The sequence below is a fragment of the Streptomyces sp. NPDC111606 genome (assembly GCF_055656945.1).
The window spans coordinates 595,225-616,814 of sequence record NZ_JBVKBY010000003.1 but is presented as its reverse complement, the minus strand read 5'-3'; the positions used below and the strand labels follow the sequence as shown (position 1 = coordinate 616,814).

At 71.1% G+C, this 21,590-nt stretch carries 22 protein-coding genes and 1 tRNA gene; 10 read left to right on the top strand and 13 right to left on the bottom strand.

Features of this window, described 5'->3' with window-relative positions; translation table 11 throughout:
• Window positions 1-8 precede the first annotated feature (8 nt).
• On the top strand, window positions 9-806 hold the full coding sequence (locus tag ACZ7M7_RS14560; RefSeq protein WP_472116266.1) for an ABC transporter ATP-binding protein: 798 nt from the start codon (window positions 9-11) through the stop codon (window positions 804-806).
• Entirely contained in the window at window positions 793-1,731 is a 939-nt protein-coding gene (locus ACZ7M7_RS14555; protein ID WP_472116263.1) for an ABC transporter permease, read from the top strand. The genes ACZ7M7_RS14560 and ACZ7M7_RS14555 overlap by 14 nt, the downstream gene beginning before the upstream one ends.
• A gap of 91 nt (window positions 1,732-1,822) precedes the next feature.
• On the opposite strand, the gene glpK is transcribed toward ACZ7M7_RS14555, so the two are convergent.
• Window positions 1,823-3,337, bottom strand: coding sequence for a glycerol kinase GlpK (glpK, locus tag ACZ7M7_RS14550; RefSeq protein ID WP_472116260.1), 1,515 nt, complete (start codon window positions 3,335-3,337; stop codon window positions 1,823-1,825).
• A 42-nt stretch (window positions 3,338-3,379) separates the two neighbouring features.
• Window positions 3,380-4,147 carry an IclR family transcriptional regulator gene (locus ACZ7M7_RS14545; protein WP_383600128.1) on the bottom strand — a complete coding sequence of 256 codons (768 nt, stop codon included), beginning with the start codon at window positions 4,145-4,147 and terminating at the stop codon, window positions 3,380-3,382.
• Window positions 4,148-4,296: 149 nt separating this feature from the next.
• Here ACZ7M7_RS14545 and ACZ7M7_RS14540 point away from each other — a divergent pair, with 149 nt between their 5' ends.
• Window positions 4,297-4,725, top strand: coding sequence for an ATP-binding protein (locus ACZ7M7_RS14540; protein ID WP_451170652.1), 429 nt, complete (start codon window positions 4,297-4,299; stop codon window positions 4,723-4,725).
• A 264-nt stretch (window positions 4,726-4,989) separates the two neighbouring features.
• On the opposite strand, the gene ACZ7M7_RS14535 is transcribed toward ACZ7M7_RS14540, so the two are convergent.
• Window positions 4,990-5,063: transfer RNA gene (locus ACZ7M7_RS14535), tRNA-Pro, on the bottom strand.
• Between the two features lie 175 nt (window positions 5,064-5,238).
• Here ACZ7M7_RS14535 and ACZ7M7_RS14530 point away from each other — a divergent pair.
• Complete coding sequence (locus tag ACZ7M7_RS14530; protein ID WP_472116256.1) at window positions 5,239-6,171, top strand: alpha/beta hydrolase; 933 nt, start codon at window positions 5,239-5,241, stop codon at window positions 6,169-6,171.
• 48 nt (window positions 6,172-6,219) lie between these two features.
• Here ACZ7M7_RS14530 and ACZ7M7_RS14525 read toward each other — a convergent pair whose 3' ends face one another.
• The 7 genes from ACZ7M7_RS14525 to ACZ7M7_RS14495 all read right to left on the bottom strand — a co-directional run bounded on the left by ACZ7M7_RS14525 (window position 6,220) and on the right by ACZ7M7_RS14495 (window position 12,483).
• Entirely contained in the window at window positions 6,220-6,573 is a 354-nt protein-coding gene (locus tag ACZ7M7_RS14525; protein ID WP_383600136.1) for a hypothetical protein, read from the bottom strand.
• A 157-nt stretch (window positions 6,574-6,730) separates the two neighbouring features.
• A complete protein-coding gene (locus ACZ7M7_RS14520) occupies window positions 6,731-8,059 on the bottom strand; it encodes an MFS transporter (protein ID WP_472116252.1) in 1,329 nt (442 codons plus the stop codon).
• A 152-nt stretch (window positions 8,060-8,211) separates the two neighbouring features.
• Entirely contained in the window at window positions 8,212-9,162 is a 951-nt protein-coding gene (locus ACZ7M7_RS14515; protein ID WP_472116249.1) for a VOC family protein, read from the bottom strand.
• Complete coding sequence (locus ACZ7M7_RS14510) at window positions 9,159-10,268, bottom strand: 4-oxalomesaconate tautomerase (protein ID WP_472116246.1); 1,110 nt, start codon at window positions 10,266-10,268, stop codon at window positions 9,159-9,161. Before ACZ7M7_RS14510 ends, ACZ7M7_RS14515 begins: the two co-directional genes overlap by 4 nt.
• A complete protein-coding gene (locus ACZ7M7_RS14505) occupies window positions 10,265-10,975 on the bottom strand; it encodes a 4-carboxy-4-hydroxy-2-oxoadipate aldolase/oxaloacetate decarboxylase (protein WP_472116243.1) in 711 nt (236 codons plus the stop codon). Before ACZ7M7_RS14505 ends, ACZ7M7_RS14510 begins: the two co-directional genes overlap by 4 nt.
• Entirely contained in the window at window positions 10,972-11,760 is a 789-nt protein-coding gene (locus tag ACZ7M7_RS14500; RefSeq protein ID WP_472116240.1) for a PIG-L deacetylase family protein, read from the bottom strand. Before ACZ7M7_RS14500 ends, ACZ7M7_RS14505 begins: the two co-directional genes overlap by 4 nt.
• 72 nt (window positions 11,761-11,832) lie before the next feature.
• Window positions 11,833-12,483, bottom strand: coding sequence for a GntR family transcriptional regulator (locus ACZ7M7_RS14495; RefSeq protein WP_472116237.1), 651 nt, complete (start codon window positions 12,481-12,483; stop codon window positions 11,833-11,835).
• 201 nt (window positions 12,484-12,684) lie between these two features.
• Here ACZ7M7_RS14495 and ACZ7M7_RS14490 point away from each other — a divergent pair, with 201 nt between their 5' ends.
• Window positions 12,685-13,029: a cupin domain-containing protein gene (locus ACZ7M7_RS14490; protein WP_383600158.1), complete on the top strand. Its 345-nt coding sequence runs from the start codon at window positions 12,685-12,687 to the stop codon at window positions 13,027-13,029.
• Here the strand turns inward: ACZ7M7_RS14490 and ACZ7M7_RS14485 are convergent.
• On the bottom strand, window positions 13,019-14,023 hold the full coding sequence (locus tag ACZ7M7_RS14485) for a LacI family DNA-binding transcriptional regulator (protein WP_472116671.1): 1,005 nt from the start codon (window positions 14,021-14,023) through the stop codon (window positions 13,019-13,021). The genes ACZ7M7_RS14490 and ACZ7M7_RS14485 overlap by 11 nt on opposite strands.
• A 158-nt stretch (window positions 14,024-14,181) precedes the next feature.
• On the opposite strand from ACZ7M7_RS14485, the gene ACZ7M7_RS14480 reads away from it, so the two are divergent.
• The gene (locus ACZ7M7_RS14480) at window positions 14,182-15,339 is read left to right on the top strand and encodes a Gfo/Idh/MocA family protein (protein WP_472116234.1); all 1,158 of its coding nucleotides are present in this window, start codon (window positions 14,182-14,184) and stop codon (window positions 15,337-15,339) included.
• Window positions 15,340-15,348: 9 nt separating this feature from the next.
• On the opposite strand, the gene ACZ7M7_RS14475 is transcribed toward ACZ7M7_RS14480, so the two are convergent.
• Both ACZ7M7_RS14475 and ACZ7M7_RS14470 read right to left on the bottom strand, forming a co-directional pair.
• On the bottom strand, window positions 15,349-15,966 hold the full coding sequence (locus ACZ7M7_RS14475; RefSeq protein ID WP_383600164.1) for a TMEM175 family protein: 618 nt from the start codon (window positions 15,964-15,966) through the stop codon (window positions 15,349-15,351).
• Between the two features lie 66 nt (window positions 15,967-16,032).
• Window positions 16,033-17,061 (bottom strand): LacI family DNA-binding transcriptional regulator, encoded by a 1,029-nt coding sequence (locus ACZ7M7_RS14470; protein ID WP_472116231.1) that lies wholly within the window; start codon window positions 17,059-17,061, stop codon window positions 16,033-16,035.
• Between the two features lie 107 nt (window positions 17,062-17,168).
• On the opposite strand from ACZ7M7_RS14470, the gene ACZ7M7_RS14465 reads away from it, so the two are divergent.
• The 4 genes from ACZ7M7_RS14465 (at window position 17,169) to ACZ7M7_RS14450 (ending at window position 21,252) form a co-directional block, all read left to right on the top strand.
• On the top strand, window positions 17,169-18,329 hold the full coding sequence (locus ACZ7M7_RS14465) for a phytanoyl-CoA dioxygenase family protein (protein WP_472116226.1): 1,161 nt from the start codon (window positions 17,169-17,171) through the stop codon (window positions 18,327-18,329).
• Window positions 18,330-18,345: 16 nt separating this feature from the next.
• Window positions 18,346-19,122, top strand: coding sequence for an SDR family oxidoreductase (locus ACZ7M7_RS14460; protein WP_472116223.1), 777 nt, complete (start codon window positions 18,346-18,348; stop codon window positions 19,120-19,122).
• Between the two features lie 109 nt (window positions 19,123-19,231).
• Entirely contained in the window at window positions 19,232-20,236 is a 1,005-nt protein-coding gene (locus tag ACZ7M7_RS14455; protein WP_472116220.1) for a Gfo/Idh/MocA family protein, read from the top strand.
• Window positions 20,233-21,252, top strand: a complete 1,020-nt coding sequence (locus ACZ7M7_RS14450; RefSeq protein ID WP_472116217.1) for a Gfo/Idh/MocA family protein — start codon at window positions 20,233-20,235, stop codon at window positions 21,250-21,252. Before ACZ7M7_RS14455 ends, ACZ7M7_RS14450 begins: the two co-directional genes overlap by 4 nt.
• Window positions 21,253-21,590 lie beyond the last annotated feature (338 nt).

Sequence of the window (21,590 nt, the reverse complement as noted above, 5' to 3'; positions counted from 1 at the left end):
TGACGACCATGGCCACCCCGACGGCCACGACCGCGAAGGTCGCCGAGGACGCCGCGGCGGTGACGTATGCCGCGCGCGTCGAGCATGTCTCGAAGTCCTTCGCCGGCCCGACCGGGCAGCAGCTCGTCCTCGACGACATCACGCTCGATGTCGCACCCGGCGAGTTCGTCACCCTCCTGGGGGCCTCCGGCTGCGGCAAGTCGACGCTGCTGAACCTGGTCGCGGGGCTGGACCTGCCGTCCACCGGTTCGATCGGCACGGACGGCCGGCCCGCCCTGATGTTCCAGGAGCACGCACTGTTCCCCTGGCTGACCGCCGGCAAGAACGTCGAGCTCGCGCTCAAGCTGCGCGGGGTCGCCAAGGCGGAGCGCCGCCCCGAGGCGGAGCGGCTGCTGGAACTCGTCCGGCTGCAGGGGGCGTACGGCAAGCGGGTGCACGAGCTGTCGGGCGGCATGCGGCAGCGGGTCGCCCTTGCCCGCGCGCTGGCGCAGGACAGCCGGCTGCTGCTGATGGACGAGCCGTTCGCGGCGCTGGACGCGATCACGCGTGACGTGCTGCACGACGAACTGACCCGTATCTGGCGGGAGACGGGGCTGTCGGTGCTGTTCGTGACGCACAACGTCCGCGAGGCGGTGCGGCTGGCCCAGCGTGTGGTGCTGCTGTCCTCGCGGCCCGGCCGGATCGCGCGGGAGTGGACGGTCGACCTCGCCCATCCGCGCCGTATCGAGGACACCGCGGTCGCCGAGCTGTCCGTCGAGATCACCGAAGAACTGCGTGGGGAGATCCGCCGCCATGGCCGGCACTGACAACCGCGTCGACACCAAGGTCGACGTCACCAAGGACGGTTCCACGACGGCCGGGGCGCCGCAGGATCCCAACGATCTGGCGGGACTCGAGGCCGGGCTCGACGCGCTGGACTCGGTGCAGGTGAGCCGTACACCGTTGCGCGAGACCCTGGTCCGCAAGGTGTTGCCGCCCGTCTCCGCGGTCGCGTTGGTGCTGGTCGTCTGGCAGTTGCTGGTGTGGGCCGAGGTCGCACCCGACTACAAGCTGGCCTCGCCGTCCGACGTATGGGGCGAGGTGCGCGAGGCCTGGCTCCAGGGCACGCTGCTCGACTACATCTGGACGTCCGTCTCACGCGGCCTGCTCGGCTTCCTGCTGGCGCTCGCCATCGGCACGCCGCTCGGCCTGCTGGTCGCCCGGGTGCGGTTCGTCCGGGCGGCCATCGGCCCCATCCTGTCCGGCCTCCAGTCGCTGCCGTCGGTGGCCTGGGTGCCGCCTGCCGTGCTGTGGCTGGGCCTCAACAACTCGATGATGTACGCCGTGATCCTGCTCGGCGCGGTCCCGTCCATCGCCAACGGCCTCGTCGCGGGCATCGACCAGATCCCCCCGCTGTTCCTGCGCGCCGGGCGGACCCTGGGCGCGACCGGGCTGCGCGAGGCATGGCACATCGTGATGCCGGGTGCGCTCCCGGGCTATCTCGCCGGCCTGAAGCAGGGCTGGGCGTTCTCCTGGCGCTCACTGATGGCCGCCGAGATCATCGCCTCCTCCCCCGATCTCGGCGTCGGCCTCGGCCAGTTGCTGGAGAACGGCCGCAACAACAGCAGCATGCCGCAGGTGTTCCTGGCCATCTTCCTGATCCTCCTCGTCGGAATCGCCATCGACCTGCTGATCTTCAGCCCGCTGGAGCGGCGGGTGCTGCGGGGGCGGGGTCTGCTGGTCACCCGCTGAGAGGCGGGTCCACGACCGGCCCGGGCGTCGGACACCCAGCGGGTCCGCGGACGGTGGCGGACCCGCTGGGCAGAACCGTCGGCCCGGCGGGTCACGGTCGCTTCGGTGGCTGGATCCACCCCAGCGACCGCTCGACGGCCCGCTTCCAGCACTCGTACTCCCAGTCCCGCCGCTCGTCGTCCATGTCCGGCAGCCACTGCGCGGCGCGGTGCCAGTTGCGGCGCAGGACCTGGAGGTCCGGCCAGTAGCCGGCCGCCAGACCGGCCGCGTAGGCGGCACCCAGGGACACCGTCTCGGCGACGAGGGGCCGTACGACGGGAACGTCGAGCACATCGGCCAGGATCTGCATGAGCAGATGGTCAGACGTCATTCCTCCGTCGACCTTGAGCTGCTTCAGGGCGAGCGCGGAGTCGGCGTTCATGGCGTCGACGACCTCCCGGGTCTGCCAGCCGGTGGCCTCCAGGACGGCGCGGGCCAGATGGCCCTTGGTGATGTACGACGTGAGTCCGACGATCACGCCGCGGGCGTCGCTGCGCCAGTGCGGCGCGAACAGACCCGAGAACGCGGGGACGATGTAGCAGCCGCCGTTGTCCTCGACGGTGCGGGCCAGCGTCTCGATCTCGGGGGCGCTGTGGATCAGGCCCAGCCGGTCGCGGAACCACTGCACCAGCGACCCGGTGACGGCGATCGGGCCCTCCAGCGCGTAGATGGTGGGCTGGTCCCCGATCTTGTACGCGACGGTCGTCAGCAGCCCGTGTTCGGAGCGGACGACGTCGGTGCCGGTGTTCATCACCAGGAAGCTGCCGGTTCCGTAGGTGCACTTCGCCTCGCCCGGCGAGAAGCAGGTCTGCCCGAACAGGGCCGCCTGCTGATCGCCGAGGGCCGCCGTGATCCGCACGCCGGGGAGCAGGGCGCTCGCCTCGCCGTAGCTCTCCGCCGAGGACCGGATCTTTGGCAGCATCGCGCGTGGCACGCCGAAGAAGGCCATGAGCTCCGCGTCCCAGGTCAGCGTGCGGATGTCCATGAGCATGGTGCGGCTGGCGTTGGTGGCGTCGGTGATGTGCAGGCCGCCGTCGGGGCCGCCGGTGAGGTTCCAGATCAGCCAGCTCTCGATGGTGCCGAACAGCACCTCGCCGTCGCGGGCGCGCTGCTCCAGCCCGTCGACGTTGTCGAACAGCCAGCGGATCCGGGGCGCGGAGAAGTACGTCGACGGGGGCAGCCGGCAGCGGTCGAGGAAGAAGTCGTCGCCCGGGTCGCTCCTCAGCTCGTCGACGAGCGGGGCGGTTCGGGTGTCCTGCCAGACGATCGCCCGGACCAGCGGGATGCCGGTCCGCGGGTCCCAGAGCACGGTCGTCTCGCGCTGGTTGGCGATCCCGATGGCCGAGATCTGGCTCGCCTCGATCCCGGCGTTCGACAGTGTCTCGGGGACGATCCGCTGGAGGTTGCGCCAGATCTCGACAGCGTCGTGCTCGACCCAGCCGGGCCGGGGGAAGAACTGCTGGTGCTCCCGCTGGGCGACCGACACCAGCCGCCCGCCGTGGTCGAACAGGATGCAGCGGGTGGACGTGGTGCCCTGGTCGATGGACATCACATACCGTTCAACCATGATCGGCCCTCCCTTCCGATGTGTCGCGGAGGTGCTGGGGGCCTACCAGCGAGCCGCGCCCAGGTCTCTGGAGATCGCGCGTGCCGCCTCCCTCAGCACGGTGATCAGGGCCGGCAGCGGCCGGCCTTTGGAGTCGCAGATCCGCTCCACGGCCCCGGACACGCCTATCGCGCCCACCACGAGACCGCCCTGTCCCCGGATCGGCGCGGCAATCCCGGCTTCGCCCATGCTCATCTCCTGTACTTCGGCGCCCCAGCCGAGGTCCCGTATCTCCGCGAGCGCCCGGTTCAGCTCCGAGGGGTGGACCAGGGTGTGCCGGGTGTATCCCTCCGGTTCGTCCTCCAGCAGCGGCTCCACCGGGGTCGCTCCGAAGGCCAGCAGAACCTTGCCGAGCGAGGAGGCGTGCAGGGGCAGCAGCGCGCCGACATCCAGGGTCTGGAGGGTGTCGTCCGGCCGGAAGACGTGGTGGATGACGAGCACCTTGCCCTCCAGGGGCGTGCCCAGGCGTACGGCCTCCCCGCTGCGGGCGGCCAGGGCGTCGGCCCAGTTGATGGAGCGCGAGCGCAGTTCGTTGACGTCGAGGTAGCTGGTGCCGAGGTGCAGCAGGGCCGCCCCGAGCTGGTATCTTCCGGTCGCCGGGTCCTGCTCGACGAAGTCCACGTGCTGCAGGGTCCGCAGGATTCCGTGGGCGGTGCCCTTGGCCAGCCCCAGCGACGAGGCCACCTCCCCCAGCCCCAGTCGGCGGGATCCGCCGGCGAGCAGTCGCAGGATCGCCGCCGCCCGCTCGATGGACTGGACTGGGCCGGCCATGAGGCGATGGTAGTCCCAGTTTTTCCGTTTTGGGACTGTCGTTCGGTAATGCCGACCCAGGTTCGTTGACCGGTGGATTCTCCTTGTTTAGCGTTCCATGACGCCTACGCCCCGACCTGGGGCCGGCAGGGACCGCCCGAGGAGGACAGATGACTACAGCGCAGCTCGCCGCCGCGCCTCGTGGGGAGGTCGAGCACGTCTTCTCCCTGCCGCACGTCCCGGGGGCGGTCGCCGGCATGCGGCGACGTGTCCGTGCGGTGCTGTCCGACTGGAATCTGACGGCCGACTGCGCCGCCGACGTCCTGCTGGTGGTCTCGGAGCTTCTCACCAACGCCATCGTCCACGCCGTGCCGCCGGCGACGCTGCGGCTCTCGCGGAGCCCGCTGGAGGGATGCGGAACGGTACGCGTCGAGGTGACCGACCTGGGCCCCGCCGCACCGGCGGTGGACCCGACCTCCACGATCGACCCGGACGAACACGGCCGCGGCCTCGACATCGTCAACGCACTGGCGTCCCGCTGCGGCGTCCACGTCCACACGGGCGGAACCAGCCGCTGGGCCGAACTCCCCTCGACCTGAGACTGATGGAGGCAGTGGGCGTGCGCCGGGTCCGTCTGCACGACGCACGACATGTCCGCCTGTCCTGGATGGCGACCAACGACGTGCCCCATACCCTCGTCTCAGCCCGGGCTGGGCTGGGCTGGCGCAACGATCTGTCCTTCACCAAGCGGGTCTACGTCCACCCGTGGAAACTTACGAGACGACACTCCAGAAACGGTCAAGGGCCTCGTCCCACCGAAGTGAAACAAGGCCCTGACCTGCGACTACATGGTGCTGTAGTAGTCGGGACGACAGGATTTGAACCTGCGACCCCTTGACCCCCAGTCAAGTGCGCTACCAAGCTGCGCCACGTCCCGATGCCTGTCGCGCGACGAACCGCGTGATCATGCAGGTCAACCCTACCTCACGGGTACCTCGACCCAGCCGGTCCGGCCCCTTGACCCATTATTGCTGTCGCCTATGATTGCTTAACTCAAGGAGGGTCGGTCCGCTGCCGGGCAGGCCCACGGGCCGCGATCGAACGGATGCCACATGTCCCTCCTGACCCGGCCCGCGGTGGCCGGCCTTGTCGCCAAGGTCATGCAGCGGGTGACCGTCATGGCGGACCGGCGTTCCGGCGGCCGGGGTTCCGCCGCCGCCTCGCACGCGCGCTTTCCCGAATTCCCGCGCAGGGTACGCGAGTTGACGATTCCCACGTCGATCGCCCCCGCCCGGGCCACGGTGTATCTGCCCGCCCGTACCGAGCCATCCCCGCCGGTGCACGTCAACTTCCACGGCGGCGGATACGTCATGACGCTGACCGAGCTGGACGACCCCCTGTGCAGGTTCCTCGCCGCGGAGACGGGGGCCGTCGTGATCAATGTGGACTATGTCGTCGCGCCGCAGCATCCGTTCCCGGCGCCGACCCGGCAGGCGTACGAGATCGTTCGGTGGGTCGCGGCACACGGCGCCGAGGAGGGGTGGGACGGCGGGCGGCTCACCGTGGGCGGGCAGAGCGCCGGCGGCGGGCTCGCGGCGGCCGTGGCGCGGCAGGCCTTCGAGAAGGGCGGGCCCTCGATCGCGCTGCAGGTGCTGCACTATCCCCCGCTCGACCTGGCGACGGGCGTCCGGAACAAGCGCGCCGCCATTGCCAAGCCGATGCTGCGGCCCTGGATGGGCGACGTCTTCGACACGTCGTACGTCCCGGATGTGCGGCGGCGTCTCGATCCGCTCGTCTCCCCCGCGCACCCTTCGGACACCGCGGATCTGAAAGGCATCGCCCCTGCCCTGGTGATCACCGCCGAACACGACCTGCTCCGGGCCGAGGGCGAGCGTTACGCGGAGCGACTCCGGGGCGCCGGTGCACTGGTCGACCACCATGAGGTGCGCGGCGCCGATCACGGGTACGACGGGACCGACGACGACAAGGCGCTGGACGTTTACGCGATCATCGCCCGGCGACTCCGGGAGGCCGTGGAGGCCTGATGGGGCCGTCCGGAGGCGGGCCTGGGTGATTGGGCCTGGGCGACGGGCCTAAGAACCCAGCCCGCTCTGCCCGTTGGCGACCGCGGGCTGCCTCTCGCCGGTCACGCGGGCCCCGGCGCTCGCCACGGGCACGCGGTACTCGTCCGGGGACGGGACGCGCACCTGCACCGGGACCACCGGCACCACCGGCACGACGACCGAACTCCGGTCGGCCGAAGGCCAGATGGGCTGAGCAGCCGGGCCGCCGGACGTCGGGGTGGCCCGGCAGCCTCGCCAGGGCCCCCCGGACCTCCCTGCGCCGAATCCCGACATCAGCAGGGCCACGGCCACGACCACCCACCACGGCAGGCCCGCCTTGGCCATGAACGCGACGACGGCTGCCAGCGCGAGAAGTGCCGTCACGTCCTGCTCCCCCTTTACGGAATAACTCACCAGCCCCGGGCGCACCGAAAGGCGCCCTCCATCACTACGGGCATATGACGCAACAATACGCGAGACCGTCGTATAACCCAGTTCGGCTCATCTGTACATATGGCTCGTCAGTACATATGACGGGCGGTCAGTGTGCTCCTACGAGTTTCTGCTCGCTGTCGCTCCCGGCGGTCCGTTTCGAGCCGCGCAGTGCCGCGATCCCGATGAAGACCATGGACGACAGGCCGGCCAGGGCGAACGCGGTGAAGCCCCAGTTGCCCTTGTCGGCGGCGAGCAACTGGCCGCCCAGCCAGGGCCCGAACACGGCGCCGAAGCGGCCGATGCCGGAGGTCCAGCCGACGGCGGTGGCGCGGTTCTCGGGGCGGGAGCGGATCGAGACGGTCGCGTAGATCATGGTCTGCGCACTGTTCAGGAACACCCCGGTCAGGAACACCACCGCGAAGGTGAGCACCAGCGGCATGTGGACGCTGAGCAGGAAGACACCGGCGGCGGTCAGCGCGAACCAGATCGCCGAGATCCGCGGGGCGCCGAACCGGTCGGAGGCGCGGCCGGCGACCAGCATGCCGACGATGCCGCCGAGGTTGAACAGGACCACGAAGGTCAGTGCGGAGCCGAGGTTGTAGCCCTCACCCCGCATCAGGGTGGGCAGCCAGGTGGCGACGCCGTAGACGAGCAGGAGCCCGCCGAAGGAGGCCGGCCAGTACAGCAGGGTCTGGCTCCACTCACCGCCGCGGAACAGGCTGACGAGGGAGTTCCAGCGGCCGGCTGTGGCCTGCTCGTCTGCGGGGGCGGCCGGCAGTGCGACCTCGTAGCGCCGGGCCAGCTCGCCGGCCTCCTCGCTGCGGCCCTTGGCGACCAGGAAGCTCAGCGACTCGGGCAGGAACTTGGCCAGGACCGGCACGAACAGCAGCGGGAGCACGCAGAACCAGAACGCGGCCCGCCAGCCCAGGGGTTCGACGATCCACAGGGCGACATACGCGGAGAGGATGCCGCCCGCGTGGTGGGCGGTCATCAGCATGCCGATGGTGAGAGCGGCGCGGCCGCGCGGGGCGTAGTCGGAGACCATGCTGATCGCGGTGGGCAGCAGACCGCCGAGGCCGATCCCGGCGAGCGTGCGGCCGAGGCCGAACACCCCGACGCTGCCCGCCATCGCGCACAGCCCGGAGGCCAGCGAGAACAGCGCGACGCAGGCGACCATCAGCTTCTTGCGGCCGATCCGGTCGGCGACCGTGCCCGCGGTCAGGGCGCCGACCAGCATGCCGAAGGTGGCGTAACCGCCCAGGTCACCGGCCTGGTCCGGGGTGAGGCCGAGGGCCTTCTGCGCCAGCATGTGGGGCAGCACCGAGCCGTAGATGAACATGTCCAGGCCGTCGAAGAGGACGGCCAGCCAGCACAGGCCGACGGCGAGCACGGCCAGTCTGCCGACGCGAGCGGTTGGGGAGGGGGAGGAGGACATCCTTGTTTTCCTCTCGTGCGTTGTGCGCCAGACGCTAAGGAGCCGGAGGCCGAAGAGTCAACGTTTTTGTCAACAATCTCAGCGACAATCCAGCGCGCCTGGAAAAGCCTGAATGACCCGAACAACTCGAAAGCCCCGAAGGGCGCGCCTTCTCAGAGGACCGGCGGAGTCCCGTGCGTGTGGAAGGACTCGATCGTCTTCAGGCCCCATGCCTGCCCCTTGGCCCGTTCGGCCTCGGTCCAGGTGATCAGCGGCCAGTCCGGGGCCAGCACCAGCCGCGTGAGCGGGTTGCACAGCTCGATGCGATTACCGCCGGGCTCGTAGACGTACAGGAAGAACGTCTGCTGGATGGCGTGCTTGTGCGGGCCGGTCTCGATGAACACGCCGGTGTCGATGGCGAGGTCGGCGGCGCGCAGGATGTCCTCGCGGGTGTCGGCCGCGAAGGCGATGTGGTGCAGCCGGCCTGCGGAGCCGGTCCAGTCTGAGGTGTAGACGACGTCGTACGACTTGTCGGTGAAGGTCAGCCAACGCGCCGCGATCTTCCCGGAGTCGAGCCGGATCTGCTCGGTGGGCCGGGCGCCCAGCACCTGTTCCTGGAACTCGGCGTTGGCGAGCACGTCGGCGGCGAGGAAGTTGACGTGGTCCAGCCGCCGTACGCCCACGCCCCGGTTGGGCTTGGCCTGCGGCTGGTTCTTCAGCGCGGGCTTCAGCTCCGCCGGTGCCCGGTGGTACTCGCTCTCCCAGTAGAGGGCGTGTTCGTGCCCGTCGGGGTCGGTGGTCAGGTACAGCCTGCCGATGCCGGGCTCGTCCTCGACCCACTTGCCGGAGCCGCCCGCCGCCTCGATCGCCTTGATACGGCGGTGCAGTGCCTCCTCGCTGGAGGTGCGCAGAGCGAGCCGGCCGAGGCCCGGCTGTTCGCGGGCGGTGAGGACCAGGCTGTGGTGCTCGTAGTCGTCGAAGGTCCTCAGGTAGGCGGTGTCGCCGTCCTGCCCGTTGACGGTGAGGCCCAGGAAGTCGGCGAAGAAGGCGACGCTGGCGTCCAGGTCCGGGGTGAACAGCTGGGCGTGGCCGATGTGGGCGATGTCGCCGAGCGGCGGGGTCATCGGGAGCCTCCGGGGGTGGGTGCGGGCAGTGGAGCCGTCTCGGCGGACCGGGGGAAGACGGTGCCGTCGAAGATCTTGCGGGCGGTGCGGACGACAGCCGTACGGCGGGCTGCGGGCAGGCCTGCGGCGTCGGTGCCGAGGCTGCTTTCGATGTCCAGGAATCCCGAGGGGTGTTCGATGCGGACCCGGTCGCCTTCGGGAGGCAGTTCCGCGAGATCCACGCCTACGCCCCCTTCGACGCGCAGGCCGGCGGCGACACCGGCCGCCCCGAGCACGCCGATCGACGTGTGGCAGCGGACCGGGATGAAGGTGCGGGTGGTGATCGCGCCGCCGTGACGGGGCGGGGCGAGGAGTGTGAGCTTGGGGACGGTGGCGTCCGAGACGTCACCGAGGCCCATCAACTCCCCGGCCAGCGAATGGAGTTCGCTCAGACGCTCGGCGAGCGCCAGATCCGCTTCCAGCTCCTTGGGCGTCTCGTGGCCGGTGACCTTGAGCGCGGCGGCCTGCACGAGGACGGTCGGCATGCCGTTGTCCACGCAGGTCACCGGGATGCCGGCGATCTCGTCGCGGACGTTGCCGGTGGGCAGCAGCTTCCCTGCACCGGGCGGGAATTCGATCACCACGGGGGCTGCCGTGCCGGGTACGCCCGAGATCTCGGCGTGCCCCGTGTAGTCGACGCGACCGCCCGGGGTGGGGAAGGCAGCCGTGGCGAAGTCGCCGGTGTTGACCATGCGGATGCGTACGGAGGTCCGTTCCTCCCCCGCCGGGACGAGACCGCGCTCGACGGCGAACGGCCCGATGCCCGCGAGGATGTTCCCGCAGTTCTGACGAGCGCTCACCTCGGGTCTGTCGACGGCCACTTGAAGAAACACGTAGTCGACATCCGCCCTCGGGTCCGATGACGGCGAGACCACGGCGACCTTGCTCGTGAGCGGGTGCGCGCCGCCCAGGCCGTCGATCTGCCGCTCGTCGGGGCTGCCCATCATGCGCAGCAGCAGCGCGTCGCGTGCTCCGGGGCCGGCGGGCAGGTCCGTGGCCAGGAAGTAGGCGCCCTTGGAGGTGCCGCCGCGCATCAGCATGCAGCGGACCTCCGTCGGCCCGGTCACGGCTGCGCCTCCTCACGGACGTACTCGTCGTAGGACTTGTACGTCACACCGAGCCGTACGAGGGTCTCCCGCAACCCGTAGCGGTCCAGGCCGAGTTGGCCGTCGAGGAAGGCGGCGCGGGTCGCGGCCTCCTTGGCCTCGCGGGCCTCGGCCTTCGCCACTGTCCCCCGGGCGCGCTCGCGGGGCACGACCACGACACCGTCGTCGTCGGCGAGGATCACGTCGCCGGGGCGCACGACCTGGCCGTCGATGGCGATCGGCACGTTCACGGAGCCGCCGGTGGCCTTGACCGTGCCCTGCGAGGACACCGCCCGCGACCAGGCGGCGAAGCCCATGTCGCGCAGCTCCTGGGTGTCGCGGATGCCCGTGTTGAGCACGACACCGCGCGCACCGCGCTGCTGGAGGGCGGTCGCGAACAGCTCCCCGAACAGACCGTCCGTGCAGGGCGAGGTGGTGGTGACGACCAGGATGTCGGCCTCGCCGCACTGCTCCACGGCGGCGTGGATCATGAGGTTGTCGCCGGGCCGGCTGAGCACTGTGACGGCCGTACCCGCGACCCGTACGCCCTGCTGGACGGGACGAATCGACGTCCCCAGCAAGCCGGTTCGGCCCATGGCCTCGCTCACCGTCGCCACGCCGAAGCCGGCCAGCGCGTCGACGTCCTTCAGCTCCGCCTTGGGCGGGTTGGTGACGATCACGCCGCTCATGCCAGCTCCTTCGCGATCTGCGGGAAGGGACGCATGTACGCCTCGGCCATGGTCCTGTGGGCCAGACCCAGGTTGGGTCCGGCGTTGCGCTTGAGCTGGACGCCGCGGCGGACGGCGAGGTCGGTGTAGTAGTCCCACAGGTGCTGCTGGGCGCCGAGGCACTCCATGGCCGCGCGCTTGGTCTCCCACACCTCGGTGATGTCGAGCAGGACCTCGGGCCGGAAGCCGCTCATCTCGGGCTGGTGCGGCTCGAAGTAGAAGACCGGCGGGGCGCCGATGATGTCGCCGACGCCCGGGTAGCCGATGGCCTGCGCGAGGATCCGGGCCTCGAGGGCCATGCGGTTGGCGGCCGGGTGGTCGCCGTTGTACGGGTCCTCGGCCGGGTGGGTGAGCACCACGTCGGGCTGGGTCTCGCGGTGCACGGCGACGAGTTGGTCGGTCAGCTCGGCGGTGGCGATCAGCGGATAGTCGCCGGCGTCGAAGAAGCGGACCTCGGCGCCGAGGGTGGCGGCGGCACGCTCGGCCTCGCCCTGGCGTATCGCCTTGATCTCCTCCAGCTTCCTGCCCTCGCGCCAGGCTTTGGCGGACTCGCCGCGTTCGCCGAAGGTCAGGCAGGCGATGGTCACCTTCTCGCCCCGGGCGGCGGCCAGGGCGATGGCTCCACCCGCCCGCCACACGAAGTCGCCGGCGTGCGCGGTGATGACGAGGGTCGAGCGGGGTGGGGATGGGGGTCCCCCCGCGCGAGGTTGTTCGAGCGAGGGGGAGGGCGCATCGGCGTGCGTCATTGCGGGTCTTCTCCTTGGGTGACAGGTGTGCGCCCGCCCTCTGACGCGCCGTCACGCGGCGACGTGCACGACTCAGTCGCGCAGCGCCTCGATCACGCTGCTGAGGTGGGCGCGGACGGCCTCCTCGGCCGCCTGCGGGTCCCTGGCCCGGATCGCCTCGATCATGGCCAGGTGCTCGTTCAGGGAGTGCTGCGGACGTCCCGGCCTGAGCGCCAACTGGAAGCGGTGGCGCACCAGTTGTGCGTTGAGCCGCTCCAGCAGCTCCACGGCCGTGCGCTGGCCGGAGAACTCCCGGATTCTGGCGTGCAGTTCCTGGTTCAGCTCCGAGTACGTCATCGGCTCGCCGTCGGCCACGGCCTTGGTCATCGCCGCACCGAGGTCCGCCAGCCGGCTCAGCTGCTCGTCGTCGGCCGCGACGGCTGCCTTGGCCGCGCACAGTCCCTCCAGGACCATGCGGCACTCGGTGATGGCGACCGCTTCCTCCACGGTCACCACCCGCACCCGCGAACCGCGGTTGCGGATCCGCTCGACCAGTCCCTGCGCCTCCAGATCGATGAGTGCCGCGCGGATGCTGGCCCGTGTCACACCGAACTGCTCGGCGAGTTCGTTCTCCACCAGCCGCTGAGCCGGTGCCATCTCGCCGTGCAGGATCGCCTGCCGCAGCTGCGCGAGCGCATGCTGCTTGGCCTGCTCTCCGGTGCTCGGACGGGCTTCCTTCGGCATGTGCCCTCCCTGAGTGAGTGCCTGTCGAACGTAAATCTAGCCAAACAGAATTGTCAACAATTTTGTCTGCCGTATTGAGCGCAAGGCCGGGCCGCGCACGGTCCCGGGGCACGCGGTGACGACGGAGTGTCCGCTAGGCGCCGCCGACACCCCACACCTTGTCCACGCCCCCGCCCCGCTCACCCCGGCTAGGGTCGCCGCATGACGCACAGCTTCGTACTGCACATCCCCGACGCCGAGCTCGAACCCGAGCCCCTCGACCCCGAGCAGATCGTCTCCGGCACACCCGAGGTGACCGGCAAGGTGGTCTGGGAGTCGGAGGACGGGCGTCAGGTGCGGGGCATCTGGCAGATCACGCCCGGCGTGGTCACCGACACGGAGGCCGACGAATTGTTCGTCGTCATCAGCGGGTCGGCCACCATCGAGTTCGAGGGCGGGCCGACGCTGACGGTGGGGCCGGGCGACATGGCCGTACTGCGCGAGGGCGACCGTACGACGTGGACGGTGCACGAGACGCTGCGCAAGGCGTACGCGATCAACCAGTGAGCGGGGGAGCCGTCGAGCCCCGGACCTCCAACGTCGGTGCCGAGAGGCGGACTTCACCCGCTCCCCCACCGCCGTCGAACCGTTCGAGCAGACAGCGGGCCGCGCGCCGGCCGACCTCATGGCTGGCGTTGTCGACGCTGGTGAGCCAGACGTGCCGCAGGCGGGCGATGCTCGTGTTGTCGTAGCCGACGACGGACAGGTCGCGCGGCACCCGCAGCCCCGACTCGTCGGCCGCGGACAGCGCGCCGATGGCGGCGATGTCGTTGACGGCGAACACAGCCGTCGGCCGGTCCGCCCGGCTCAGCAGGCGGACCGTCGTGCGGTAGCCGCCCTCCTCGGTCATGTCGCTCGGCTCGACGACCGTCTCGGCCGCGAGGCCGTGCTCGCGCATGGTCGCCTCGAAGCTGCTCCGGCGCAGTTCACCGACCGCGCCGTACCCCGCGATGTGCGCGATGCGCCGGTGCCCGAGGCCGATGAGGTGCTCGGTGACCAGGCGGGCGCCCCGCTCGTCGTCGTTGGCGACGACGTCCACGCCGGGCAGCCGCGGCTCACGCGCGCCCGCCACCACCACCGGGAGGCGCTCGGCGACCGCCCCGAGCGCGGCAGGGTCCGGCAGCGTGCCGACGACGATCAGACCGTCGACCCCGAGGTCCAGGAAGGGGCCGGCCGGGTCCTGTCCGGTACGGCGGTTGAGCCGGGCGTCGGCCAGGAGCATGTGCAGGCCGTTGTCGTGCAGGAGCGAGTTCAGACCGTCGAGCATGTCGACGAACCAGGGGTTGCGCAGGTCGTTCAGGAGGACACCGACCGTTCGGGTGCGCTGCTCGCTGAGGCTGCGCGCGGCGGCGTTCGGGCGGTAGCCGAGCTCGCGCACGGCCCGCAGGACGGCCTCCCGCTTCTCCGGGCGCACCTGGTCCGAGCCGCGCAGCACCAGCGAGACCAGCGACTTGGAGACGCCGGCCCGGTCGGCCACATCACGGATCGTCGGCGCTCTCATGGACATGGACCGTTCCATGCGGTGCTCACCTTGTCAAAGGGGCCGGGAAAGGGTTGACACCGGTGCCAGGCCGCACCCAAGGTGAATTGGACAGGAGATGGACCGGTCCAAACAGACTTCAGAGTCCGCGAAGGCGGGCGCGAAAGAGAAGGGCTGCCATGGTGGATACGCTCGGTGTCGCCGTCGTCGGATTCGGCTGGATGGGGCGGGTGCACACCCAGGCGTACGCCCGTGTCCCGCACCATTACCCGCAGCTGGCCCTGCGTCCGCAGCTCGTGACGGTCGCCGAGGAGGTGCCCGGCCGGGCCGAGGAGGCCGCCGCACAGTTCGGGTTCGCCTCGACCACCCGTGACTGGCGCGAGGTGGCCGCCGACCCGCGTGTGCGGGCGGTCAGCATCACCGCGCCGAACTTCCTGCACCGCGAGATCGGCGTCGCGATGGCCGAGGCCGGCAAGCACATCTGGATCGAGAAGCCGGTGGGCCTGACGGCCGCGGACGCCCAGGCGGTCGCCGCCGCCGTCGCCAAGGCCGGCGTCCAGGGCGCGGTCGGCTTCAACTACCGCAACGCACCCGCCGTGGAGGCGGCCCGCGCCCTCATCGCCGCCGGCGAGATCGGCACCGTCACCCACGTGCGCGTCCGCCTCTTCAGCGACTACGCCGCCCACCCCGACGGCGCCCTGACCTGGCGGTACGAGAGGGAGCGCGGCGGCAGCGGGGTACTGGGCGACCTGGCCTCGCACGGCGCCGACCTGGCCCGCCATCTGCTCGGCGACATCGCCTCCCTGACCGCCGACACAGCGATCTTCCTCCCGGAGCGGGCCCGCCCCACCGGCGCCACGGCGGGCCACAGCCGCGCCACGGGGGGCGAACTCGGTCCCGTCGAGAACGAGGACTACGTCAACTGCCTGCTGCGCTTCGCCTCCGGCGCCCGCGGCGTGCTGGAGGCCTGCCGGGTCTCGGTCGGCGAGCAGAACAACTACGGCTTCGAGGTGCACGGCACCAAGGGCGCGGTCTTCTGGGACTTCCGCCGGATGAACGAACTCGGCATCAGCCGCGGCACGACCTACCAGGACCAGCCGGTCAGCACGGTGTACGTCGGCCCGGGCGACGGCGAGTTCGGCGCCTTCCAGCCGGGCGCGGCGAACGCCATGGGCTACGACGACCTCAAGGTCATCGAGGCGTCCCGCTTCCTGCGCTCGGTCGCCGAGGGCGTCCCGCACGGGGCCACCCTGCTGGACGCGGTGCACAGCGCCGCCGTACTGGACGCTATGGCGCGCTCGGCCGAGAGCCGCGCGTGGGTGAGCGTGGACGCGTAGCCGGGGCGGTCAGGAATCGGCGCGCGGGCGGGCGCGCAGGCCGAGGGAGACCTTCAGCGGAACCAGGACGAGCCACCACCAGACGGCGGCGGCCCCGGCGACCAGCGTCAGCGGGATGGTGAGGAGGAACACCGTCACCGTCACGGCGAGATCGAGGGCGTACAGCCCGAAGCCGCCCACGGGAGTCACGTCGCCGCGCAGCCACGGGCGCCGGGCCAGTACGGCGACCAGGGCGAGGTGGGCGGCGCCGAGTGCCGCGACCGACGCGGCGTAGATCGCAACCGAGACGGGGTCGCGGCCGTACTCGGAGATCAGCCTGGTGGGGAACGGCAGCAGTGCCGCGATGCCCAGGCCGAAGACGGACAGGGTGATGATCTGTCCGTCGATCACGCGGACGGTGCGGAAGATGTTGCGGTGGTCGCGCCAGAAGCTGCCCAGCACCACCACGCTGAGGGCGTAGGCGCCGAAGTCCGGGACCAGATCGCGCAGCGCGTCGTGGTACTGCCGCTCGGTCAGCTCCCGCGGCACGTTGATGTCCAGGACGAGCAGGGTGATGGCGATGGCGAACACGCCGTCGGCGAGCGCCACCAGCCGTTCGGGCCCACCTTCCGGGTTCGATTTCCACATGCGCACGACGGTAGGGAGCCGGGGCGCGGCGAGCGGGCGTACACGCCCGGGACACGGCCGCGATCGTCACCCGATGGGCGCGGGCATGTTGTACGGGGTCACCACCTGGATCGCCGACGGCAGCGTGGGTCCCGCGGGCGGCAGCGCGCCGTGGGCCCGCATGACGATGTGGCAGGCCTCGCGCATGTCCTGGCGCAGGTCGTGATGGAGGACCGCGGACAGCCGGTGCTCGCGCAGCAGGCGGGTGTTGTCCTGGTCGAGGTCGTGCGCGACGAACACCGCGCACGGACGTCCGAGGTCCTCGAAGGCCCGCAGCGTGGCGATGTTGCCGCCGCCGATCGAGTAGACCGCGCGGATCTCCGGGTCGCGCTCCAGGGCGGCCCTCACCAGGTCGTACTGGGTGGCGTCCAAGCCCTGCCCCTCGGCGAGTTCGACCAGTGTGCGCTCGGGGTGCCGGGCGCGCATGGCGCTGCGGAAGCCCATCTCGCGCTCCTCCTCGTTGCGGAAGAAGCCGCTGCTGAGGCTGGTGAGGACATGGCCGGGCCGGTTTCCGAGCCACTGGCCCATGAGGTACGCGGCGGTCGCGCCGGCGGCCCGGTTGTCGATGCCGACGTAGGCGAGGCGCGGTGTGGCCGGCAGGTCCGTCACGAGGGTCACCACGGGAATGCCGGACTCCGCGAGCCGTGCGACGGCGGCGGTGATCTCGGGGACGTCCGGGGCCTTCAGGATCACGCCCTGCGAACCGCGCCGACCGATCCGGTCCAGTGTCCTCGTGAGCTCCTCCACCGGGCCCGTCTCGCGGAAGTGGAAGCGCGAGCGCACGACGGCCGGATGCAGGGCCGGCAGCTCGGCCTCCAGGGCGGCCCGTACGGCCGTGGAGAACCGCTCCGGCGTCTGCATCACTATGTCGATCATGAAGGTACGGCCCACCAGCCGGACCTGTGTGCGCTGCCGGTCCAGGTCGGCTATCGCCTGGCGGACCTCGCGCGCGGTGCTCTCACGCACCCCGCCCCGCCCGTTCAGAACCCGGTCGACCGTGGCCTCGCTCAGGCCCGCCTGACGTGCGATCTCCCGGATCGGGAACGGGTGACCCATGCGACGGCTCCTTGAGGGGTTTTTGATGGTCGTCTGCTGGTTGTTCGACGGGATTGTCATGACAAGAATGGCAGCGCTGAGTCGCCCCTGTCACCGAGAGGACGCCGATGTCCTTCACCCCCGTACACCGCCGGGCCTGGCTGTCCGAGCACGACTGCGACCTCGCCGACTTCCGTGAGGTGGTCGAGCGGACCACGGACCTCGCCGACTACCCGTACGCCTCCTTGGTGGAGCGCAACGTCCTGATCTACGACAGCGACCGCCTCCGCAAGGCCGAGGACGGCAGGGCGGTGCGGGCCGAGCTGGTGCGCGCCCTCACCGAGGGGCCGGGGATCGTGGTCTTCCAGGGCGCCTTCACGGACCCCGAGATCGTCGACCGGCTCAGTGCCGTGTTCGACGCCCTGATCGCCGAGCAGCGCGCCTCGGGCGCGAGCGCCGGGGACCACTTCGCCAGGCCGGGCGCCAACGACCGGGTCTGGAACGCGTTGGAGAAGGCAGCCCTCTACGACCCCGAGGCGTTCGCCGACTACTACGCCAACGACATCCTCGCGCTGGTCTCCCGCGCCTGGCTCGGCCCCGGCTACCAGGTGACCTCGCAGGTGAACGTGGTCAACCCGGGCGGCGCGGCGCAGACCGTGCACCGCGACTACCACCTGGGCTTCCTCTCCAACGAGGTCGCGGCCGCCTACCCGGCCCATGTCCACGTCCTCTCCCCCGTGCTCACCCTCCAGGGCGCCGTCGCGCACTGCGACATGCCGGTGCAGTCCGGGCCGACGATGTACCTGCCGTACTCGCAGACGTACGAGCCGGGCTACCTGGCCTGGCGACTGCCCGAGTTCCAGGAGTACTTCGAGGCGCACCACGTCCAACTCCCCCTCGCCAAGGGCGATGCGGCCTTCTTCAACCCGGCGTTGTTCCACGCGGCCGGCACCAACCGGTCGGCGGACATCCGCCGCATGGCGAACCTCCTGCAGGTGTCCTCCGCGTTCGGACGGGCGATGGAGACGGTCGACCGCGAGGCCGTCACGAACGCCGTCTATCCGGTGCTGCTGGCCCGCGCGGGCGTGGACGAGGCATGGACGGCGAACGTGATCGCCGCGAGCGCCGAGGGCTACCCCTTCCCCACGAACCTCGACAGCGATCCGCCGGTCGACGGCCTGGCCCCGCCCTCCCAGGCGGATGTCGTACGGCGTGCGCTGCGCGAGGCATGGACTCCCGAGGCTCTGCGGGACGAGCTACGGGCCGGCGCCGAGCGGCGCCAGAGCTGAAAGGACCCGGAAAGACATGGGACTTCTCGACGACAAGGTCGTCCTCGTCAACGGCGGCAGCCAGGGCGTCGGCGCCGCCATCGCGCGGGCCGCCGTGCGCGAGGGAGCGGTCGTGGCCGTCACCGGGCGGCGCACCGAACCCGGTGAGGCCCTGGTGGCCGAGCTGGCCGCCGCCGGGGGCAAGGCCCTGTTCGTGCGGGCCGACCTGTCGGACGCCGAGCAGGCGAAGGCCTCCGTCGCCGAGGTCGTCGACGCGTACGGCCGGATCGACTGCCTGGTCAACTCGGCGGGGCTGACCTCCCGGGGCACGCTGCTCGACACCACGCCCGAGCTGTTCGACCAGCACATCGCGATCAATCTCAGGGCACCGTTCTTCGCCATGCAGGCCGCCGTCTCGGACATGGTCGCCCGCCAGGCGCCCGGCACGATCGTCAACATCATCACGTCCTCGGCACACGGCGGGCAGCCGTTCCTCGCGCCGTACGTCTCCGCCAAGGCCGGCCTGATCGGCCTCACCCGCAACGCCGCGCACGCCCACCGCTGGGACCGGGTCCGCATCAATGGCCTCAACATCGGCTGGACGGCCACCGAGGGCGAGGACGCCACGCAGAAGGCCTTCCACGGTGCCGACGACGGCTGGCGCGAGTCGGCTGCCGCCGGGCTGCCGATGGGGAAGCTCGGGCAACCGGACGAAATCGCGGACTTCGCGGTGTTCCTGCTGTCGGACCGGTCCGGGGTGGTGACGGGATCGGTGATCGACTGGGACCAGAACGTCCTGGGCGGCCTGGACTGAAGCAGGTGAGCCCGTCCGGCGATTGAGGACGAGCGCGAAAGGCGACCGGGGCCCGGGGCGGAGCCCCGGCAACGAACAGCAACCACACACCAAGAAAGCAGCAGAGCTCATGCGTATCGGAATCCTCGGCCTCGGCCGCATCGGCGCCTTCCACGCCGAGACCCTCTCCGGACTCGACGCGGTCGATTCCCTCGTCGTCACCGACCCGTTCGCGGACGCCGCCAAGGCCGCCGCGGAGCGGTTCGGCGCCGAGGTCGTGGACTCGCCCGAGGCCCTGCTGGCCGCCGGCGTGGACGGCATCGTCGTCGCGGCGGCGACGGACGCCCACCCCGCGCTGATCCTGGCCGGCGTCGAGGCCGGCATCCCCGTCTTCTGCGAGAAGCCCGTCGCCAGGACCATGGCCGAGGGCGTCGAGGTACTGAAGGCAGTCCAGGGCAAGGACGTGCCGATCCAGATCGGCTACAACCGCCGCTTCGACACCGGCTTCGTCAACGCCCGCGCCGCCGTGCAGAGCGGCGAGCTCGGGAAGCTGCACACGGTCCGCTCGACCACCCTGGACCCGGCGCCGCCGCCCGCCGCGTACATCGCCGCCTCCGGTGGCATCTTCCGGGACTGCTCGGTGCACGACTTCGACATCATCCGCTGGGTGACCGGCCGCGAGGTGACCGAGGTGTACGCCGTCGGCGGCAACAGGGGCGCCGACTACATCAAGGAGGCGGGCGACGCCGACACCACCGGCGCGATCCTCACCCTGGACGACGGCACGATCGCGGTCGTCTCCAACTCCCGCCACAACGCCCGCGGTCACGACGTCCGTATGGAGATCCACGGCTTCACGGACTCCATCGCGGTCGGCCTGGAGGACAAGCTGCCGCTGCGCTCGGTCGAGCCGGGCGTGACCTTCCCGGCGGGCACCCCGCACGACTTCTTCATGGACCGCTTCACCGCCGCCTACCGCGCCGAACTCACCGCGTTCACCGAGGTCGTCGCGGGTACCCGGCCCTCACCGTGCACGATCGAGGACGCCCTGGAGGCGGGCTGGATCGCCGACGCCTGCACACTGTCGCTGCACGAGCACCGTCCGGTGACGATCGAGGAGGTACGGCAGGGATGAACGATTCGGGCCGGGAACCGCTGCGCATCGGGGTACTGGGCGCGGCACGCATCACCGAGCTCTCCCTCGTCGGCCCGGCCCGGACGACCGGCCACCGCCTCGTGGCGGTGGCCGCGCGCGACCGGGCCCGCGCCGCGGCGTTCGCCGACGAGCACGACGTGGAGCGGGTGGTGGACTCCTACGCCGACCTGCTCGCCGACCCCGAGGTCGAGGTCGTCTACAACCCGCTCGCCAACGGCCTGCACGGGCCCTGGAACCTCGCCGCGCTCGCGGCCGGCAAGCACGTCCTGACGGAGAAGCCGTCGGCGAGCAACGCCGAGGAGGCGGCCGAGGTGGGGGAGGCGGTCGCGAAGTCCGGAAGCGTCTTCATGGAGGCGTTCCACTACCTCTTCCACCCGGTCACCCGGCGCCTGCACGAGATCGTGGAGAGCGGTGAACTGGGCGAGTTGCAGCGGGTGGAGACGCTCGTCGCGATCCCGGCCCCCGGCGACCTGGACCCGCGCTGGTCGCTGCCTCTAGCGGGCGGCGCCGTGATGGACCTCGGCTGCTACAGCCTGCACGCGGTGCGGATGCTCGCGCCCTGGGGCGGCGGTGCGCCGCGCCTCACCTCCGCGCGGGGCGGGGAGCGGGCCGGGGCTCCGGGCGTCGACGAGTGGCTGGACGCCGAGCTGGAGTTCCCCGGCGGGGCGACGGCGTCCGCGCGCTGTCACATGGCGTACGGCGAGCTGGAGATGAGCTGCCGGATCGTCGGCTCGCGGGGCGAGGCGTTCGCGCCGAACTTCGTGCTGCCGCACCGCGACGACCGGGTCGTGGTGCGTACGGCGCAGGGCGAGCGGACGGAGCGGCTGGGCACACGCTCGTCGTACACCTACCAACTGGAGGCGCTCGCCGCGCACATACGCCGGGACGCCCCGCTGGCGCTGGACGCGGACGACGCGCTGGCGACGATGTCGCTGATCGACGAGGCCTACCGGGCGGCGGGGTTCGAGCCGCGGCCGTGCACGACAGTAGGTTGACGCCCGAACCGCGGGGATCCCACCGTGCTCGCAGTGTTCAGCCGCCCTGGGGTGTCGCCGTGCGCAGGGGCGCCGCCGGGCCGGCGGTGAGCCCGATCAGGCGCAGTGTGAGGAGGACGGCTGTCGGACCGGCCACGGCTCTTCCTCCCGTGTGCGGGAACGGTGCCGGACGGGGCAGGTCGAGCGGGCAACGGCCCTCCGTAAGCGGCATCGGCCGGGACCACGGTCACGGCACCGTGGCCGGTGCCCGCTCGCGCACGAACGAGCACGACAGCTCAGCTCTCCCGCTCATGCGGGATCGACCGCACGCTATGGGCGAGCGGTTAAGGGAGCGCAAA

Excerpts from the sequence above, each read along its gene's own strand:
- ACZ7M7_RS14475 (WP_383600164.1), bottom strand. The coding sequence starts at position 15,966 with ATGTGGAAATCGAACCCGGAAGGTGGGCCCGAACGGCTGGTGGCGCTC.
- ACZ7M7_RS14490 (WP_383600158.1), top strand. The coding sequence starts at position 12,685 with ATGACGCACAGCTTCGTACTGCACATCCCCGACGCCGAGCTCGAACCC.
- glpK (WP_472116260.1), bottom strand. The coding sequence starts at position 3,337 with ATGGTTGAACGGTATGTGATGTCCATCGACCAGGGCACCACGTCCACC.
- ACZ7M7_RS14495 (WP_472116237.1), bottom strand. The coding sequence starts at position 12,483 with ATGCCGAAGGAAGCCCGTCCGAGCACCGGAGAGCAGGCCAAGCAGCAT.
- ACZ7M7_RS14515 (WP_472116249.1), bottom strand. The coding sequence starts at position 9,162 with ATGACCCCGCCGCTCGGCGACATCGCCCACATCGGCCACGCCCAGCTG.
- ACZ7M7_RS14465 (WP_472116226.1), top strand. The coding sequence starts at position 17,169 with ATGTCCTTCACCCCCGTACACCGCCGGGCCTGGCTGTCCGAGCACGAC.
- ACZ7M7_RS14530 (WP_472116256.1), top strand. The coding sequence starts at position 5,239 with ATGTCCCTCCTGACCCGGCCCGCGGTGGCCGGCCTTGTCGCCAAGGTC.
- ACZ7M7_RS14455 (WP_472116220.1), top strand. The coding sequence starts at position 19,232 with ATGCGTATCGGAATCCTCGGCCTCGGCCGCATCGGCGCCTTCCACGCC.
- ACZ7M7_RS14555 (WP_472116263.1), top strand. The coding sequence starts at position 793 with ATGGCCGGCACTGACAACCGCGTCGACACCAAGGTCGACGTCACCAAG.
- ACZ7M7_RS14450 (WP_472116217.1), top strand. The coding sequence starts at position 20,233 with ATGAACGATTCGGGCCGGGAACCGCTGCGCATCGGGGTACTGGGCGCG.
- ACZ7M7_RS14505 (WP_472116243.1), bottom strand. The coding sequence starts at position 10,975 with ATGAGCGGCGTGATCGTCACCAACCCGCCCAAGGCGGAGCTGAAGGAC.
- ACZ7M7_RS14460 (WP_472116223.1), top strand. The coding sequence starts at position 18,346 with ATGGGACTTCTCGACGACAAGGTCGTCCTCGTCAACGGCGGCAGCCAG.
- ACZ7M7_RS14500 (WP_472116240.1), bottom strand. The coding sequence starts at position 11,760 with ATGACGCACGCCGATGCGCCCTCCCCCTCGCTCGAACAACCTCGCGCG.
- ACZ7M7_RS14545 (WP_383600128.1), bottom strand. The coding sequence starts at position 4,147 with ATGGCCGGCCCAGTCCAGTCCATCGAGCGGGCGGCGGCGATCCTGCGA.
- ACZ7M7_RS14480 (WP_472116234.1), top strand. The coding sequence starts at position 14,182 with ATGGTGGATACGCTCGGTGTCGCCGTCGTCGGATTCGGCTGGATGGGG.
- ACZ7M7_RS14540 (WP_451170652.1), top strand. The coding sequence starts at position 4,297 with ATGACTACAGCGCAGCTCGCCGCCGCGCCTCGTGGGGAGGTCGAGCAC.
- ACZ7M7_RS14560 (WP_472116266.1), top strand. The coding sequence starts at position 9 with ATGGCCACCCCGACGGCCACGACCGCGAAGGTCGCCGAGGACGCCGCG.
- ACZ7M7_RS14470 (WP_472116231.1), bottom strand. The coding sequence starts at position 17,061 with ATGGGTCACCCGTTCCCGATCCGGGAGATCGCACGTCAGGCGGGCCTG.
- ACZ7M7_RS14520 (WP_472116252.1), bottom strand. The coding sequence starts at position 8,059 with ATGTCCTCCTCCCCCTCCCCAACCGCTCGCGTCGGCAGACTGGCCGTG.
- ACZ7M7_RS14485 (WP_472116671.1), bottom strand. The coding sequence starts at position 14,023 with ATGAGAGCGCCGACGATCCGTGATGTGGCCGACCGGGCCGGCGTCTCC.